The sequence below is a fragment of the Nostoc flagelliforme FACHB-838 genome (assembly GCF_014698065.1).
Taxonomy (GTDB): domain Bacteria; phylum Cyanobacteriota; class Cyanobacteriia; order Cyanobacteriales; family Nostocaceae; genus Nostoc; species Nostoc flagelliforme_B.
Map to the genome: position 1 here is coordinate 117,288 of NZ_JACJSI010000002.1, position 16,624 is coordinate 133,911.

A 16,624-nucleotide genomic window follows, 5' to 3' on the forward strand; every position below is an offset into this window, starting at 1 on the left:
CTTAGCTATAAGTTCCTACTCTCTCACTTGTTACCGCAACAGGTTCTGACTTGATATCATTTATCTTATTAAATTCTCCAGCCCGCCAGCTATCTGTTATATCCTTGATAAAACTGGCAATAGGGATCGCAATTAACAAACCCAGCACTCCTCCTAACTTTGCCCCCAGCAGTAAAGAAATAACAACCCATACAGGATTTAAGCCGGTCAAATTGCCGAGAATTCGCGGTGCAACAATATTAGAATTAACTTGGTCGATGGCAACAGCTACACCTAAAACTTCCACCCCTAGCCAAAAATTTTGTAGCGCGACCAACAAACTTACTATGGCGATACCTACTCCTGTACCAAAGGGAAAAAGTGAAAACAAGCCAATACCAATACCAAAAAGTAAAGCTAGGGGAACTTGCAGTGCCAAAAACACCAGTGTAATTGTCACACCTAACACAGCCCCCAATGTTGCTTGACCAATGAAGTAATTGTGGAAATCCTCCCGCAGTAATTCCCGCATTTTTGGCCCAATGTTATTGGGAAACCACTGAAAAATTCCGTCCCAAAGACGTTCGCCGTTCAATGTTAGGTAGATAGTTAGCACTACCGCCAGTAGAACATTGAGGACAATACCAATTGTATCGACAGCAAAACCAAGAATTCTACCAGTAAAGGACTGAAGTTGGTTAGATAATCGTTCTAGAAGTTGGGTAAATAAACCACTTAAATTAATGGGAAGTTGTTGTTGACTTAAGGCCCAATCTTGAAAAGTTTGCAGCTGCTGAGTGCCAGAATCTATCCAACTGGGCAAAATATTAGCCAGTTCAACAAGCTGTTGGATAATCAAGGGAACCAACGTGATGCCTAAAGCTCCTAAAACCACCGCAGTCAAAAGCAACACTCCCCCGATCGCGAGGTTGCGTTTTACCCCTTGTTCTTGAAGAAACTGGATTGGATAGTTCAATACAAAAGCCAGCAATATAGCGGCGGCAATAATGCTAACTAAAGGTTGAAAATATTGTACAACCTGGATCAGTAGCCAGCCGTTGAGAATGGCAATGGGAAATGCCAATCCTATAGTTAACCATCGCGGTAGTTTGTTTGTTGATTGCATTAGTGATAACCCCATAAGAGTTTGTTCTAACTTTATTTTGGCTTCTTGGGATGTGGGAAGTGTGGGGATGAGGGAGTAGGAGAAGAAGAATTAATAATCAATGTCTAATGACAAATGACAAATGACTAATGACAAATGAGTAATCCCCAAATTATGTTGGATTTTTCTCAATAAAATCCAACATAATTTTCTGATGCATTGCCCCCAAGGGTCGAATTTCGCCAGCGTTTTGTGAATAACAGTTACCTTGGCGAATATTTTCTAGGGTGAATAACCCCATATCCCAGCCCTCATTTAGAACCAGTTGATTTAATTCCACCAAGAGTGGTGCATGAAAGACATGACGTACAACTCTTTCGTCACGATAACAGCCAAATTCAACAAAGGACGGTAGACTATAGCCGATTTCTTCTAAAATTTCTCGTTTTACCGCGATATCCGGTGTTTCCCCAGGTTCGATGTGACCGCCAAACAGCGCCCAGTAACCAGGGTAGAGAATACCGGGGATGTTGTCGCGCAGTTGCATGAGAAAGTTGTTTTTTTGGTAGAGAATTGCGATCGCTACATGCACCTGTTCATTGTTCATATCTTTATTGCTGATTACTCTTCTTCTAAATAGACTTCCCCCAATTCTTTGCCAGCTAAGGGAATACTTCGGTAGCGAACTTTACCCTTAATTACCACTTGTGAACCCTCACCCAGATTCTTTTGATTGGTGACAACCCAAATTTTGCCAGTTGAATCACTTATTTCATAAGCCCACTGTTTGATCATGGGAGCTTGCTTTTCTACCTGACCTTGGATGTAAACTATAGCCTGATTGTCTTGTTTTGGTTTAATTTTTCCAATCGGGGTGACATTTGTACCAATTTGTAAGCCATTTTTACTTAAGTTAGGCGATGTCAAGTTACCACAACTACAAAGCCCCCCTACCAGGAAAAAAGCTAACCCTAGGCGGTAAGGAATAATACTGTGCCTATACAAGAACGAAAGGTACAATTTTTTCGTTTGTCGCATGAAAGTCACCTATTTATTTTGGGCATTGGGTATTGGGGTTAGGGGAGAGGTGACAGCTTATAGGGAATAATCTGTTGTACTCTGTACCCTGTAACCTATTCCCTCCTTTACTCACCACTCCCCAATTCTTTATTCATCAGATGATGACGTTGATCTGAGAAAATAAACATTATGGATTTACTGTGAGAGAAACGCTACGACATCAAACAGCAACACAATAATAGTCGAAAGTCAATATTTAAGAATCAATATTTTTACTTTGGACTTTCGAGAAAAGACGAATATAGCTGGGAATTTTCATGGAAACAAAAACTGCCAAACTCCTTGATGGTAAAGCTTTAGCTGCAAAAATTCAGCAAGAACTTTCTGTTGCCATTACACAAATACAACCAAAAATTGGACGACCCCCTGGTTTAGCAGTGTTGATGGTTGGTGATAACCCAGCGTCAGCAGCTTATGTACGCAATAAAGAAAAAGCTTGTGCTAAAGTTGGTATTGCTTCTTTTGGCAAACATTTTCCCGCCCAAACAACCCTTGGCGAGTTAGAAGAGGTAATTGCTGCACTCAACCACGATGAAAGGGTGGATGGTATTCTTGTGCAGTTGCCCTTACCTAACCACTTAGATGCTGTAACTCTGCTACATCAAATTGATCCCGATAAAGATGCTGATGGACTGCACCCAGTGAACTTGGGGCGATTAGTACGGGGAGAAACAGGTTTACGTAGCTGCACCCCGGCTGGTGTGATGCGGCTTTTGCAAGAATATAAGATTTCTTTACAGGGAAAACAGGCAGTAGTCGTGGGACGCAGTATTTTGGTAGGTAAACCGATGGCGTTGATGCTACTAGAAGCTGATGCCACAGTTACGATCGCTCACTCGCGATCGCATGATCTTAAAACCATCACCCAAAATGCTGATATTCTAATTGCAGCAGTAGGCCGTCCCGGACTGATCTCTGCTGATATGGTGAAACCGGGCGCTGTTGTGGTAGATGTGGGAATGAATCGCGTCACCGATGCTAGTGGCAACAGTCGCTTAATTGGCGATGTCAATTTTGAATCAACTGCTGCTGTAGCAGGATTTATCACCCCCGTTCCTGGTGGTGTTGGTCCTATGACTGTCGCCATACTATTGCAAAATACATTTGCTAGCTATTCTAGGGCAGCAAGAGAACAAAGAGAGTGATGAGTTAAAAGTGATGAGTTAAAAGTTAAGAGTTATTAATTCCTAACTCCTAACTCCTAATTCCTAACTTTTAACTCCTAACTCTTCATTTTTTCAGCGCCACAGCACCTTAAAATTGTGACGTATGAGACGAAAATCGCAAAATGTTAGGATTTAAAGCATGGTAGCAACTGATAACGTTCAAAAGACACCACCAGAGGAAGCCACGTTTAACTTAGCAGCCTATCTAAAAGAGCGACAAAAGCTTTGTGATACTGCCTTGGATCAGGCTATCCCGATCATTTATCCAGAAAAGATTTATGAGGCGATGCGCTACTCGTTATTAGCTGGAGGCAAGCGTGTACGTCCTATTCTTTGCCTTGCTACCTGTGAAATGATGGGTGGAACTATTGAGATGGCCATGCCAACGGCTTGTGCGGTGGAGATGATCCATACAATGTCGTTGATTCATGACGACCTCCCAGCGATGGATAATGACGATTACCGTCGTGGAAAGCTGACGAATCATAAAGTCTATGGCGAAGATGTGGCGATTTTAGCTGGCGATGGCTTATTAGCTCTCGCTTTTGAGTTTGTTGCCATTGAAACCCCCCAAAACGTTCCTAGAGAGCTAGTCTTGCAGGTAATTGCCCGTCTTGGTCGGGCGCTGGGGGCAGGTGGCTTGGTCGGCGGTCAAGTTGTCGATTTAGAGTCAGAAGGTAAACCAGATATTTCCCTAGAAACCCTAAATTTCATTCATAAACACAAAACAGCCGCTCTTTTGGAAGCTTGCGTAGTTTGTGGCGGGATCATAGCTGGGGCATCACCTGAAGATGTGCAACGACTGACCCGTTATGCTCAAAATATTGGGCTAGCATTCCAAATTATCGATGATATTTTAGATGTCACTTCTACCCAAGAGCAATTAGGTAAAACTGCTGGCAAAGACCAAAAGGCGCAGAAAGTGACCTATCCTAGCCTTTGGGGGCTTGAAGAATCGCGCTCAAAAGCCCAAGAGCTAGTTAAAGCAGCTTGTGTAGAATTAGAACCATTTGGAGACAAAGCCAAACAACTCCAAGCGATCGCTCATTTTATTACCAGCCGCAAGAACTAGTAATGCTTTAGGGAATTCGTAATTTCTATAGCGTAAGCGTTTAATTGGTTTTGAATGGGTGGTTTATTGATGCCATGCTGTACTACACCTGCTAGCAGAATTCAAAACTCGAAAAGCTGATCAAGTAAGTTTTTGGATGATTTTGAATAATGGGTCTGTTTCCACCGTGATGTACTAAGTTAATTTTGAATTTTAGGTTGAATCTAAATGTTTCCTCAACCAACAACTGCTGCTAATATTTACTAACCTAACCAAAATACCATGCAGGACATAGGCAACATTTTAGACAACCGGGTGCTGCTGGTTGCTCTGGTAGCTTGTTTAATTGCTCAAGCATTAAAGCTCGTAGTCGAGATCGTCAAAAATCGCAAACTGAATGTGCGTGTTTTGGTGACAACCGGAGGTATGCCCAGTGCCCATTCGGCTCTGGTTACAGCTCTAGCCGCAGGTGTAGGGCAAACACTGGGTTGGGCATCTCCTGATTTTGCCGTTGCGATCGTTTTTGCCATCATCGTCATGTATGATGCAGCCGGAGTTCGCCAAGCGGCCGGTAAGCAAGCTCGTATCCTCAATCAAATGATTGATGAATTATTTCATGAAAAACCAGACTTTAGCCAAGACCGTCTGAAAGAATTACTCGGACATACACCAGTTCAGGTAATCGCTGGGTCGGCTTTGGGCATAACCATCTATTGGTTAGCTAGGTCTGCTTATTAGTCAATAGTCTACAGCCCAGAGTTTATTAACTAATGACCAATGACTAATGACTAATGACTACAACCGCACACTTGAGCGCAGCAAAATCACCTTACGACTATCTACTATGCTGGCAATGAAACCGCCATTGTTTAGCTTTTGCAATGTATTGTATGCTTCACTTTGGTTAGTTGTATAAACTGCCAGCAAGTAAGGGCGTTGTCCATAAGAAACAAAACCGACGTTACCTCCTACTGCTTGCTGCACACTATTTACTAGTTCTGGACGGTTGTAATAATCTACCAGCACTGCATAACCCTCTCCTAAAGCTTGAGGATTATAGCTGACTGTTGGCTGAGGTGGCTGTGCCTGCCGCTGTGGTTGTGGCTGTGGCTGTGCCTGCCGCTGTGGTTGTGGCTGTACATCTGGTGTTGTTGGTCGAGTGGTAATTATGGCAGACAAGCCAACAATATTGCTGACATATCTCGCCCAACGATTAGCATCGTCGATTTTGTTAAAGCCCCCTACTCGCGTCACAGTTTCGTTGAGATATTTGCAGGTGATGGTTTTAAGTTCAGGTGGTAAGGCACTACGCAACTGCTTTTGATTATTTGTTGTGGGGCTGACTACTAATAAAAGATACTCACCCGCATTTGGTGGTTGACAAGAGGGAATGGCTTGTTGGGCAAAGACAGAGCTTATGCCACCAATCAACCCTGCCATCGCTAATCCTAAAACACTTGGTAAAGTCGGAAATCTATGCACAAAAGTTAGATTATGTAAATCAAGGTGTCTTAGAAGATTTTATAAGAAAAAAGATAAAAACCTAGTTAGTTCAGTATGGCAATAAAAAGAGTGTCAAAAAATATATTTTGCTACTCAAAAATAAAATTAGAAAGTGGGGAATAGAGAAGGGAATAGGTTACAGGTTAGAGGGTACAGATTATTCCCTATAACCTGTCACCTCTAACCTAATCCCAATGCCCAATGCCCCATGCCCCATCCCTAAGATACGGTAGCTAACGATGCCAAAGCATCTGGTATTGCTTCAGAAGGAGCCTGGAATTCTCCTGTAATGACGTACTCTAAACGCAGTTTTAACCAAGTAATAAATTGAGGATTAGTAGAAATAATCGCCACTGCTGGTTGAGGACATTTTTCCTTTAGCTCTTTAAACTGCGGTGTTTCCAAGAAAGCTGGTTGTTCAACCAACCAAAAATCTATTTGTTTTTCTTGTTCGTGGTAATGACGGGTACGTTCTTTAATAACTTCGTGTATCGGTTCTTCTTCGAGAAGAAAACGTTTACTAGCCAAAACGTAATAGTATGTTTGCATTTTCATCCTTTGGTTGCTATGTGAATAATTTAAGGGCACAGTCCTGCACTCTGTACCCTTACAAGCTAAATTTTGTGGGATTTCTTGAACCAAGAACTGAACGGACAAGCACTTTTTTGGTTTTCAGCATTGGTTTGTTTGCCACCAGATGTTAGCTTTTCCAAAAACAGATTATTGTCAAAGTAGTGTTCTAAGGAAATAACTTTCAAGTCATCGGTAACTTTTGCAATGCTCATGCCGATAATTTCTACTGTCTCTCCAGTAGGTGCATGGCCTTTATATTGTCCGTTAAAATGTCCCCAATGCCGCCATTTGAATGTGACATTTGGTGGGCCTGAGAAAACTTCCAGTACTTCCCAAGGAAATCCTTGAGGAAATGTTGTGTGGAAGACTTTTGCGGATGATTCAAAGCTTTCTTCTGAAGCCTTGTAATGTTCTGAATCAGCCATAAATAAATTGTAAGTACCTTGGGCTGATAAATCTGCTGCGGTATACTCTACTCCGCCATTGGTACTCACCCGAAAGTTTTCATTAACAATAGATAACCACTGTTGAGGGTTAGCTTTGAAGGATACCTCCATCTCGAAGGTTCGCACTAAGTTTTGCACGATCGCTTCTAGTGTACCTTCAAGGTGATTGTAGATACTTTCTTTAGCGAGGTTCTCTTTGGAACGGGAATAATCAGGCGGTGTCTGATAACGCCACTCGACATCAGTGCTTTCAGCTATCACTCGATCTCGATCCTGTACCCAAAGCGGCAGGTTGTTAGATTGTGTTGCGCTCATAGAAGTTTTTGCTGAAGATTTGATCCCAATTTCTAGATTTCGCAGTGACAACCCTCTGTGGGGGATTGGGAACTGGGGCAGATGAGGGAAAAACCAATACCCTATGCCCCATTCCCTCTTATAGCTTGTTTCATCTCTCGGACTGCCCTTTCTATACCTACTAATGCTGCCCGGCTGATGATGGTATGACCAATATTCAGTTCTTCCATGCCTGGAAGCACAGCCACCGGATAGACGTTCCAGTAGGTGAGTCCATGACCAGCGTTGACTCGTAATCCAGCTTGAATCGCTTGTTCACACCCTTTAGCTAATATGGCTAATTCTCGCTGGCGATTTGCTTCATCCTTAGCCTCAGCGTATTGTCCGGTGTGCAATTCAATAAACTGCGCTTGCACCTTGACAGATGCTTCGATTTGTGCGGCTTCTGCGTCGATAAATAAACTAACTGGAATATTAGCGCTTTGCAATTTATCGACTATCTCACTTATTCTAGCAATTTGCCCGACAATATCTAATCCGCCTTCTGTTGTGACTTCTTGGCGCTTTTCGGGGACTAAGGTCACGTAATCTGGTTTGATATCAAGAGCGATCGCTAGCATTTCGTCTGTAGCGGCCATTTCTAAATTAAGGTGCGATCGCACTGTTTGCCGCAATATCTGCACATCCCTGTCCTGGATATGCCGCCGATCTTCGCGCAGATGCACTGTAATTCCATCTGCACCGCCTAATTCTGCCAGCACCGCCGCAGCTACGGGGTCTGGTTCCACCGTCCGCCGTGCTTGCCGGATAGTGGCGATGTGGTCAATGTTAACGCCAAGTGTAGCCACCCCAAATTTCTCCCAAATCCACAGTCCTCAGAACTTGATTTTACCGGAAATACCGGGAGTTTTGCTGGAGAAGCTAAAGACAGATTACACACGTAAAATAGTTTTACTCAGCACTCTTGATTTTTCTTGTTGTGAAGAATAATTTATGATAAAAATCTAAGGCTTTCTGAGAAAGGCGATCGCTCATGACTACTGAGACAAATCCAGCAGCCATTGTGGACTGGGAACCCCCCATGCCTCCTACAGATTTAATTTTTGATGATAGTGAACCCTTAGAATCAAATCGCCACCGTATTGCCATGAATGTGTTGATTCGGTCATTGCGTTAATAGATGAAAAGACAAGTTATTATCTATCCAGGAGAAGATGGTTATTGGGTAGCTGAATGCCCTAGCTTACCTGCTTGTATCAGCCAAGGAAAAACGAAAAAAGGAGCTATTGGCAATATTAAGAAAGCTACTGAATTATATATTGAAGTATTAAAAGAAGAAGGTCGTCCTATTCCAGAAGATAACTTGGAAACAGTTTTAGTCGATGTATGAGCAAGTTGCCAATAATTTCTGGTCAAAGATGTATTAAAGCTTTAGGGAAGGCTAGTTTTTATCTTTGACGACAACGTGGAAGCCACATTATTTTACGTCGAGATGAACCATTTGCTGAAATAGTAGTTCCAAATCATCAAGAATTAGACAAAGTAACTTTACGGGCAATTATTAGACAGGTTGGGTTAAGTGTTGATGAGTTTATCGAGTTGTTATAAATTAAAAACTGGTGCGATCGCTATTTTGAAATATCAGAATTAGTTAGTGCGTAGTTTACCGCCGTAGGCATCGCTATTAAGTAAAGCTGCAAAATTAAAGTTTAATTAGCACAAAATTTCTGATATTTCTTAAAATCTTACCTTTTTTTTGCCAATAATTCACTATGTAGCTGCGACGATTAGAGCGAGTGTTGTTTCGACCGATAAAGCATTGTGCTGTGTTTTGTTGACCGAGTACTAAAGTATCTTTTGCATCTGCTTCATTATCCAAAATCGCCATTCGAGAGCGACCATCAGTCAACAACCAACCACTATCTCCTTCATTTACAATCTTGAGATTAGCTGGATTATAGGATAAGCAGTCTGGTTGCTGGATTGTAGTATTAATACCTGAATTTCCTGTCCAATAATTCACTATGTAGCTGCGACGATTGGGGCGAGTGTTGTTACGACCTAAAAAGCAGTGTGCTGTATGTCGTTGAGCTAGTGCTAGAGCGTTCTTTGCATCTGCTTCATTATCCAAGATCAGCATTCGAGAGCGACCATCGGTTAACAACCAACCACTAACACCTTCATTCACAATCTGAAGGTTAGTTGGGTTATAAGGTAAGCAGTCTTGTTGCTGAATAACTGGTGTGGGTGGTTTGGGTTCGGTTGTCTCAGTTTGGGTTGGTTTGGGTTCAGTTGTCTCAGTTTGGGTTGGCTTGGGTTCGGTTGTCTTAGTTTGGGTTGGTTTGGGTTCAGTTGTCTTAGTTTGGGTTGGTTTGGGTTCAGTTGTCTTAGTTTGGGTTGGCTTGGGTTCAGTTGTCTTAGTTTGAGTTGATTCTGGCTTTATTGTTGTTTGACTTCCATCGTCTTGAGAATTTAAAGTTGTCAGCAAAGGCTGAGTTTCTTGATAACCAATACTCCATTTCCATGAAGCAAAACCAGCAAAGAGAAGAATCCCTGTAACAATAGTTGCGATCGCCCACTTGGAATTGCGAATATAACTTTGATTAGACACAAATTTTTTAACTTCTTTGGGCGCAACACGGACTAAAATTGGCTCTAAATCTTGATTTCTCAGTCCTAAAGCTTCTTGAAAAGATTTCAACTCGTTACGAGTTTCGTCACTCAGAGGATATTTCTTTTTAATCTCCGCAATTAATACTTGCTCGTATCGCCGCAATCTTTTTTGGTATTCTTCGTAGGGTTTGAGAACCTCAGTTTCAATAATGGTTGCTTCTTCTGGTAACAATCCTAAACTTTGCCTTTTCAAGTCTAAGGTATTGCGTCCAATAGCAGAAATTACACCACGACTGGCAAAAAGCTCAACTTCTTTGCGATATCTCAATTTAGGATCGCCAATAGGTGCTTTAGCAAGACGAATTTTGAAACCTTCCTTAACTGCATAGATTTCTGGTTGCATGGCGGGAGCCGCTTCTCTAACTTTCTTTTTGGCGTACTCATGCAGCTCATCTATGGAAATCACACCATCATTATCTTGATCTGCTGCTCCTGTTTCAATACCTTCGACGACATAACGAGTATAAATTGAGAGATTGTCTCCCTCTTGTTGGAAAGAATATTGTGTAGAAGTAGAAGAGGTGAGAATAACTCGCCCTTCACCTCCCAATTGAGTATGAATATCTACAGAACCGTCATCTTTAGCTGATAAGCCTTCTGCAAATGCGCCACTAAAACAACAGTCGAGAATTACGACTTGTCGCTTACTGCGGCTATCACTCATAATGTTATGAATAAAATTAGCTGGAACTGCTGTCGCCTTGACGAGCCGCCCCTGAGAATTTTTGCGAGTGAGGCGAGTTGCTAAGTAAAGTTTGCCACTTTCATCTTTAATACCGTGACCTGAAAAGTAAAGCAATATGAGGTCTTCTTTGCGGCGATCGCTAAACAAAGTCTCGATCGCTTCCTGCATTTTTTGAGGATCGGGATTCTCCAGTTTTTGGATATCTGCTTCAGCAAATGCGCCCATTTCTGGATGCTGCAAAACTTTAGCGATCGCTTCCATATCTCTGACTGAGGCTGGTAATGGGTTAAGACCAGGCTCGTAATCACTGACTCCTATTAGGAGAGCTACCTTTGTCATCTCCTTATCCTATCTTTTGTTATAAAACTTCTCAGCCTACGGCTACAAACTTTTGCGCGGCTTCCAGCGCTGCTGCTAATTCTTGCTGGCTGCTGGCTTTAATTTTCAGCTTTTTACCGTTGGCTTCAACTTCCAATTCAACGGTTTTATTACCCAAGCGATCGCCCACAAATCCCAATACTTTCTTAAAATTGGCCATACTCACCTCAGCTTGCAACACCCCTAACAGGAAACCTCCTAACGCCTTTGATCCTTTGGGTGTTTCTGTAACTGCTACAAGTTCAGCACTTTCCACATCTAAGTCTTTAATTTCTCGCACCAGATTCCGTGTTTCACGTTCTTGCTCTTCTGCATCTAAGTTTGGATTACCAAGAGCGATCGTGAATTTAATGTTAGATTGTTCGGTCATTTTTATCCTTTTAAGTTTTCAAATAGCTAAGAGTCAATATGTATTTCCGTGATTCCCTTGTTGACACCATATTTGATAGATTAATTTCCCTAAAACTCTGGATTTACTTTACAAAACTTTACAAAATACCAATAAATATTTAGTAGAAGCAGGGGCGATCGCTCCTTTCTAACTCGGATTTTTTAGTATAAAATAGCAACGTAAACTGCTAAAAACACTTATAAAACTGACTGCTACAACATTAAAAAAGCCACTAATATCACAAAGGTGAAGAAAAAGTGTTAATTAGTGGCATGGTCTACAATCGCATAGCGTCTAGTTTCCAATACTTTGGATAGCCTACACTGACCTTGACAGTACAGTGTAGGTAGTTGACTTCATGTCAAATTAACTAAAACAAGTCTAAATCTGTCACAGCACCAATACTGCTAGAAGATACCAATTTGGCATATTTCGCCAACACGCCTTTAGTGTAGCGCGGAGCCGGAGGTTGCCAATTGGCACGACGCCGAGCCAATTCTTCTTCGGACACATTCAACTGCAATAAACGAGCAGGTGCATTAATAGTAATACTATCGCCTTCTTCTACAAGGGCGATCGCACCACCAACTGCTGCTTCTGGTGCAACATGACCGACCACCATGCCGTAAGTACCGCCAGAAAAGCGCCCGTCGGTAATTAACCCTACAGCATCACCCAAACCAGCACCAATAATTGCTGAGGTGGGAGCCAACATTTCCCGCATCCCTGGGCCGCCTTTAGGCCCTTCGTAGCGGATAACTAGAATATCACCAGCTTGAATCTTACCCGCCAAAATTGCATCTAAAGAAGCTTCTTCCGATTCAAAGACCCGTGCGGGCCCGGTAATTACTGGTTTTTTCACGCCGGTAATTTTGGCGACAGCCCCTTCCGTTGCTAAATTACCTCTGAGGATGGCTAAATGTCCTTGGGGATACATCGGGTTATTCCAAGGGCGAATCACATCTTGATTAGAAGATGGTTCTTCTGGGATGTCTGCTAATATCTCTGCAATTGTTTGACCGCTGATGGTGAGGCTATCACCATGCAATAAATCATGCACAAGTAACATCTTCATTACTTGGGGAATGCCACCAGCTTTGTGCAAATCTGTAGCTACATATTTACCGCTTGGTTTTAAATCACACAAAACGGGAACACGACCGCGGATAGTTTCAAAGTCGTCCAGGGTTAATTCTACATTAGCGGCACGGGCGATCGCTAAGAAATGCAATACCGCATTGGTCGAACCACCCACCGCCATAATCACAGAAATAGCATTCTCTATAGATTTACGGGTGATAATTTGGCGGGGCAAGATTTGTTTGCGAATCGCTTCGACTAACGCATAAGCCGATTTTTCGGTACTGTCGGCTTTTTCGGCATCTTCGGCTGCCATTGTTGAGGAATAAGGCAAACTCATCCCCAGTGCTTCAAATGCTGAAGACATGGTGTTAGCTGTGAACATTCCCCCACAGGAACCAGCCCCAGGACAAGCCCGACTTTCAACTTCTAATAATTCTTTTTCGTCAATTTTTCCAGCACTGTATTGACCAACAGCTTCAAAAGAACTGACAACAGTTAAATCGCGTCCGTTATAGTGACCGGGTTTAATTGTGCCACCGTAGACAAAGATAGCAGGGATATTCATCCGGGCGATCGCCAGCATTGCCCCTGGCATATTTTTATCACAACCGCCAATTGCTAGCACACCATCCATACTTTGTCCAGTACAGGCGGTTTCAATGGAATCAGCAATGACTTCCCGCGACACTAGGGAATATTTCATCCCTTCAGTTCCCATCGAAATCCCATCACTAATGGTAATTGTGCCAAACATCTGCGGCATCGCCCCAGCAGCTTTAATACCAACTTCTGCCCTTTGCGCCAGTTGATTTATCCCCATATTACAGGGAGTGATCGTGCTGTAGCCGTTGGCAATACCCACAATAGCTTTATTGAAATCTTCATCTTTAAAACCAACTGCACGCAGCATAGCTCGATTAGGCGATCGCTGCACTCCTTGCGTGACAATTTGGCTTCTCAAATTCTCTGACATCTTTTTTCCTTCCGTGCCATCATCGCAACTGTTGCGATTGTATTATCTGATTTTCTCATGCCTAGGCGGTGCGATCGAACATAAGTAATTCTCTATTGTTTCACGGTGTCTTTTGGTTAGCCCCAACTATAGTAAATGTTTGTTCATCTGAGCGTTGGATAAAATAGGGATGATTATTATGTGTTAGGCATCTAGAGTGCCAGAAATACTGGGGATAGCACTGCGAATTTAAATGTGAAAAAAAGCTATTGCCATAAGCCGATGTTCCGACTTTCCGTACTCATCCCCCACTAATTGATTCAGGTGCAAAGCTGGAGACAACTTTGCACCTGAATCAATTCTTGTTCAACATTAGACCTGCCTTCAAAATAGCGACTAGGGACTAAGTACTGAAAAAGAGATATTTTCATTCTCTTCTGCCTTGTGCCTTTTGCCTCCTGCCTTATTTTCAAGGTAGATAATATTAAATTAAAGGATAATGTCGCTTGCGACTAGTTGTGGTGCTCCTACAAGCCGAATCTCAAAATCAGCTGACAGATCCCCGCCAGTGTTAGCTTGGAGAATATCTCCTGAATAACGGATTTGACCGGGTGCGGTGAATGCCCTACTTCCAATGAAAGTGAAAGCTTGGTTGCCCCCGATATTGGAGTTGGCATCAATGGTAAATAGATCAATTCGATCACCTGGCAAGCTACCGTTTCCATTAAAGTCAGTGATGACATCGCGTGACGAACCACGTTGACTCTCAGAAATCAAGTTGTACTCGAAAATATCCCTACCTGATCCTCCAGTGAGACGATCAGTCCCACTACCGCTAGTCAGGATATCATCCCCATCACCACCAGTCAGGATATCGTTGCCAGTATCGCCAAAGAGCCTATCATTGCCACTGCCGCCATCAAGAGAATCGTTGCCTCCGCCAGCGTTAAGAGTATCGTTGCCAGTACCGCCAAAGAGCCTATCATTGCCATTAGCAGCATTAAGGATACTGTTGCCACTACCACCGATAAGTGTACTGTTGCCGCTACCACGAACGGTAACGATATCGGTATTACCATTACTGCTACTGCTACTGCTACTGCTGCTACTGCTGCTACCTCTGCCACTGCTGCTACTAAAACTAGAAATAGAATTAGGACCAGAACTAGAACTGAAACTAGAACTAGAACTAGAACTAGAACCAGAACTAGAACTAGAACTAGAAGTTATTGATGAAGTTGCCATTAATCGTTTCTCCTAAACTTAGAGGGAAAAAAATTACATCTTTACTGCTTTATTATAAAACGGGATTGCTGATTAATAGTATAAATTTGGTTTACCTCAAAGTTGCAAAACAAACAGTTTCATACATTGAATTTTGGAGTTTCATACTTTCATTCAGTAACGTCGATAAAACAAGGTGAAAATATCACAATGAAGAAATAACTGAAGTAAACCTGATTGCAATAGGTCTTTGCTTTTAAGCCTAAAGACTTGAGAATATTTGAGGATAAATAGATGTATTTGATGATATTTAGATTAAAATTTTACCAAAACTCATTTTCTATCCTTGTTCCTTATATTTTCCCAGGTTCCGGTTGGAAAATGCTAAGAAATAAGTAAAATTTATACTATGTAGTTGCATAGGGTTGAGAAATTGTGACTGTATTCAGAATAACAAGACTATAGTATTACCTTTCAGCATATTTTTCTCTTATTAAGAAATAATAATTAGTTTTCTTTTTATCCTCTCGTCAGAACAAAATTTGAAACCTTTGTTCATATATAGTTGATTTTAGTTTTTGGCTTATCAAATTCTTTGATATCTTTTTGACTTCCCTGGCATTATCACAACTGTTGCGATTGTATTAGCTGATTTTCTCATCCCTACGTGGCGCGATCAAGTATGAACCAGCATTGGTAATTTTCTATAGTTCAACGTCTAGCTATTACCATCATAAAAACACCCCTTTTAGAGGAGGGGTGCAAAAATCTAGCTTTAGTGGAGTGGGGTTGTAACGAGAATTAAGAGTGATTCATCTAACTTGATATTAGATCCCTACTATTTCGATTATTATTGATTAAACTATAATGTCGCTTGCGACTAGTCCTGGTGCTCCTACCAGCTGAATCTCCAACTCAGGGGAAAAATCGAAATTGGTGTTAGCTTGAAGAATACCTCCCGAATATCGGATTTGACCAACTGCGGAGAATGCAGCAGTCCCAATGAAAGTGAAGGCTTGATCGTTGGCTAAAAATGGGTTGGCATCAATGGTAGATAGATCAATTTGATCACCTGCTAAGTTACCGTTTCCAAGGAAGTCAGTGATAACATCCCTTGATGCCCCAGGTTGACTCTCAAAAACTGAGTTGAAATCGAAAATATCGTTACCCAATCCTCCAGTGAGGCGATCAGTCCCATTACCACCGTTAATGGTATCGTTACCATTTCCACCCGATAATTGGTTATTTTGGTCGTCGCCCACAATACTGTCATTTGCATTTGTGCCGATGACATCATCAAAGTCAACTACTGTAAATGGCAATCTTCCCAAAACAGGAACGTTATTGGCAACTAAACTTCGGGTTTCCAAGTTAACGGTGATAAATACCCCAGCCAAAGACTGGGATGCATCTATAGTGTTGTTGTCAACATCAGAATTAGCAATAATGTTTTCTACTCTAAAGAGCGTGTCTTGCCCCAATCCCCCAGCTTTTCTAACGGTTCCAACACCTGACAAGGTAATCCTTTGAGATACAGCTCTATAGTTTATAGTATCAAAGCCTTCTCCACCATCAATACTGTCGTTACCCTCACTGCCTATGAAGGTATCGCTGCCATCAGCACCCCCAATGAGGGTATCGTTACCAGCACCCCCATCAAGGATATCGCTACTATTACCCCCATCAAGGATATCGTTACCACTACCACCGTTCAGGACATCCCTGTCAGCACCGCCATTAAGCACATCATTGTCAGCACCTCCATCGAGAACATCGCTGCCAGCACCCCCATTGAGGATATCGCTACCAGTACCCCCATTAAGGATATCGCTGCTGGCATTACCGTTCAGGATATCGTTGCCGCCATTGCCGTTCAGGATATCGTTATCAGCACCCCCATTTAGGGCAGGGCGCAAGATAGATGGGCTACCGTTGATGGTATTGTTGTCATTAAAATTACTACCGTTAATGGTTGCCATAATCAGCTTCTCTTTAAATTAGAGGTTAAAAAAATTGCCTCGTTCCTCCTTATAAGGAAACG

The 16,624-nt window shown here is 42.3% G+C and carries 16 protein-coding genes and 2 pseudogenes; 6 read left to right on the top strand and 12 right to left on the bottom strand.

Annotated features, from left to right (window positions below):
• Nucleotide 1: 1 nt before the first annotated feature.
• The 3 genes from H6G97_RS01705 to H6G97_RS01715 form a co-directional block, all read right to left on the bottom strand.
• Complete coding sequence (locus tag H6G97_RS01705) at nt 2–1,105, bottom strand: AI-2E family transporter (RefSeq protein WP_190939003.1); 1,104 nt, start codon at nt 1,103–1,105, stop codon at nt 2–4.
• A gap of 151 nt (nt 1,106–1,256) precedes the next feature.
• On the bottom strand, nt 1,257–1,691 hold the full coding sequence (locus H6G97_RS01710; RefSeq protein WP_190939004.1) for an NUDIX hydrolase: 435 nt from the start codon (nt 1,689–1,691) through the stop codon (nt 1,257–1,259).
• Between the two features lie 14 nt (nt 1,692–1,705).
• The gene (locus H6G97_RS01715) at nt 1,706–2,011 is read right to left on the bottom strand and encodes a hypothetical protein (protein WP_338421555.1); all 306 of its coding nucleotides are present in this window, start codon (nt 2,009–2,011) and stop codon (nt 1,706–1,708) included.
• 410 nt (nt 2,012–2,421) lie between these two features.
• On the opposite strand from H6G97_RS01715, the gene folD reads away from it, so the two are divergent.
• The 3 genes from folD to H6G97_RS01730 all read left to right on the top strand — a co-directional run bounded on the left by folD (nt 2,422) and on the right by H6G97_RS01730 (nt 5,119).
• On the top strand, nt 2,422–3,309 hold the full coding sequence (gene folD / locus H6G97_RS01720) for a bifunctional methylenetetrahydrofolate dehydrogenase/methenyltetrahydrofolate cyclohydrolase FolD (RefSeq protein ID WP_190939006.1): 888 nt from the start codon (nt 2,422–2,424) through the stop codon (nt 3,307–3,309).
• 160 nt (nt 3,310–3,469) lie between these two features.
• Nucleotides 3,470–4,402, top strand: a complete 933-nt coding sequence (crtE, locus tag H6G97_RS01725; RefSeq protein WP_190939007.1) for a geranylgeranyl diphosphate synthase CrtE — start codon at nt 3,470–3,472, stop codon at nt 4,400–4,402.
• Between the two features lie 261 nt (nt 4,403–4,663).
• Nucleotides 4,664–5,119: a divergent PAP2 family protein gene (locus H6G97_RS01730; RefSeq protein WP_190939008.1), complete on the top strand. Its 456-nt coding sequence runs from the start codon at nt 4,664–4,666 to the stop codon at nt 5,117–5,119.
• 57 nt (nt 5,120–5,176) lie between these two features.
• Here the strand turns inward: H6G97_RS01730 and H6G97_RS01735 are convergent, their stop codons facing one another.
• The 4 genes from H6G97_RS01735 to H6G97_RS01750 form a co-directional block, all read right to left on the bottom strand.
• Nucleotides 5,177–5,863: a hypothetical protein gene (locus tag H6G97_RS01735; RefSeq protein WP_338421556.1), complete on the bottom strand. Its 687-nt coding sequence runs from the start codon at nt 5,861–5,863 to the stop codon at nt 5,177–5,179.
• Between the two features lie 240 nt (nt 5,864–6,103).
• Complete coding sequence (locus H6G97_RS01740) at nt 6,104–6,433, bottom strand: MgPME-cyclase complex family protein (RefSeq protein WP_190939070.1); 330 nt, start codon at nt 6,431–6,433, stop codon at nt 6,104–6,106.
• Between the two features lie 65 nt (nt 6,434–6,498).
• Nucleotides 6,499–7,218, bottom strand: coding sequence for a SnoaL-like polyketide cyclase (locus H6G97_RS01745; protein WP_190939009.1), 720 nt, complete (start codon nt 7,216–7,218; stop codon nt 6,499–6,501).
• Between the two features lie 101 nt (nt 7,219–7,319).
• Nucleotides 7,320–8,045 carry a pyridoxine 5'-phosphate synthase gene (locus tag H6G97_RS01750; RefSeq protein WP_190939010.1) on the bottom strand — a complete coding sequence of 242 codons (726 nt, stop codon included), beginning with the start codon at nt 8,043–8,045 and terminating at the stop codon, nt 7,320–7,322.
• 185 nt (nt 8,046–8,230) lie between these two features.
• Here H6G97_RS01750 and H6G97_RS01755 point away from each other — a divergent pair.
• The 3 genes and pseudogenes from H6G97_RS01755 to H6G97_RS52140 all read left to right on the top strand — a co-directional run.
• Nucleotides 8,231–8,371: pseudogene (locus H6G97_RS01755) on the top strand (Uma2 family endonuclease); the annotation flags it as partial.
• Nucleotides 8,372–8,377: 6 nt separating this feature from the next.
• A complete protein-coding gene (locus tag H6G97_RS01760; protein WP_190939011.1) occupies nt 8,378–8,587 on the top strand; it encodes a type II toxin-antitoxin system HicB family antitoxin in 210 nt (69 codons plus the stop codon).
• 80 nt (nt 8,588–8,667) lie between these two features.
• A pseudogene (locus H6G97_RS52140) lies at nt 8,668–8,805 on the top strand (type II toxin-antitoxin system HicA family toxin); the annotation flags it as partial.
• A 94-nt stretch (nt 8,806–8,899) separates the two neighbouring features.
• Here H6G97_RS52140 and H6G97_RS01770 read toward each other — a convergent pair.
• From H6G97_RS01770 to H6G97_RS01790, 5 genes are all read right to left on the bottom strand, one after another.
• Nucleotides 8,900–10,894, bottom strand: coding sequence for a caspase, EACC1-associated type (locus tag H6G97_RS01770; RefSeq protein WP_190939012.1), 1,995 nt, complete (start codon nt 10,892–10,894; stop codon nt 8,900–8,902).
• A gap of 31 nt (nt 10,895–10,925) precedes the next feature.
• Nucleotides 10,926–11,303: a hypothetical protein gene (locus H6G97_RS01775; RefSeq protein WP_190939013.1), complete on the bottom strand. Its 378-nt coding sequence runs from the start codon at nt 11,301–11,303 to the stop codon at nt 10,926–10,928.
• A 391-nt stretch (nt 11,304–11,694) separates the two neighbouring features.
• Entirely contained in the window at nt 11,695–13,380 is a 1,686-nt protein-coding gene (ilvD, locus tag H6G97_RS01780; protein ID WP_190939014.1) for a dihydroxy-acid dehydratase, read from the bottom strand.
• 468 nt (nt 13,381–13,848) lie between these two features.
• Nucleotides 13,849–14,604, bottom strand: coding sequence for a calcium-binding protein (locus tag H6G97_RS01785; RefSeq protein WP_190939015.1), 756 nt, complete (start codon nt 14,602–14,604; stop codon nt 13,849–13,851).
• A gap of 836 nt (nt 14,605–15,440) precedes the next feature.
• Complete coding sequence (locus tag H6G97_RS01790) at nt 15,441–16,562, bottom strand: calcium-binding protein (protein ID WP_190939016.1); 1,122 nt, start codon at nt 16,560–16,562, stop codon at nt 15,441–15,443.
• Nucleotides 16,563–16,624 lie beyond the last annotated feature (62 nt).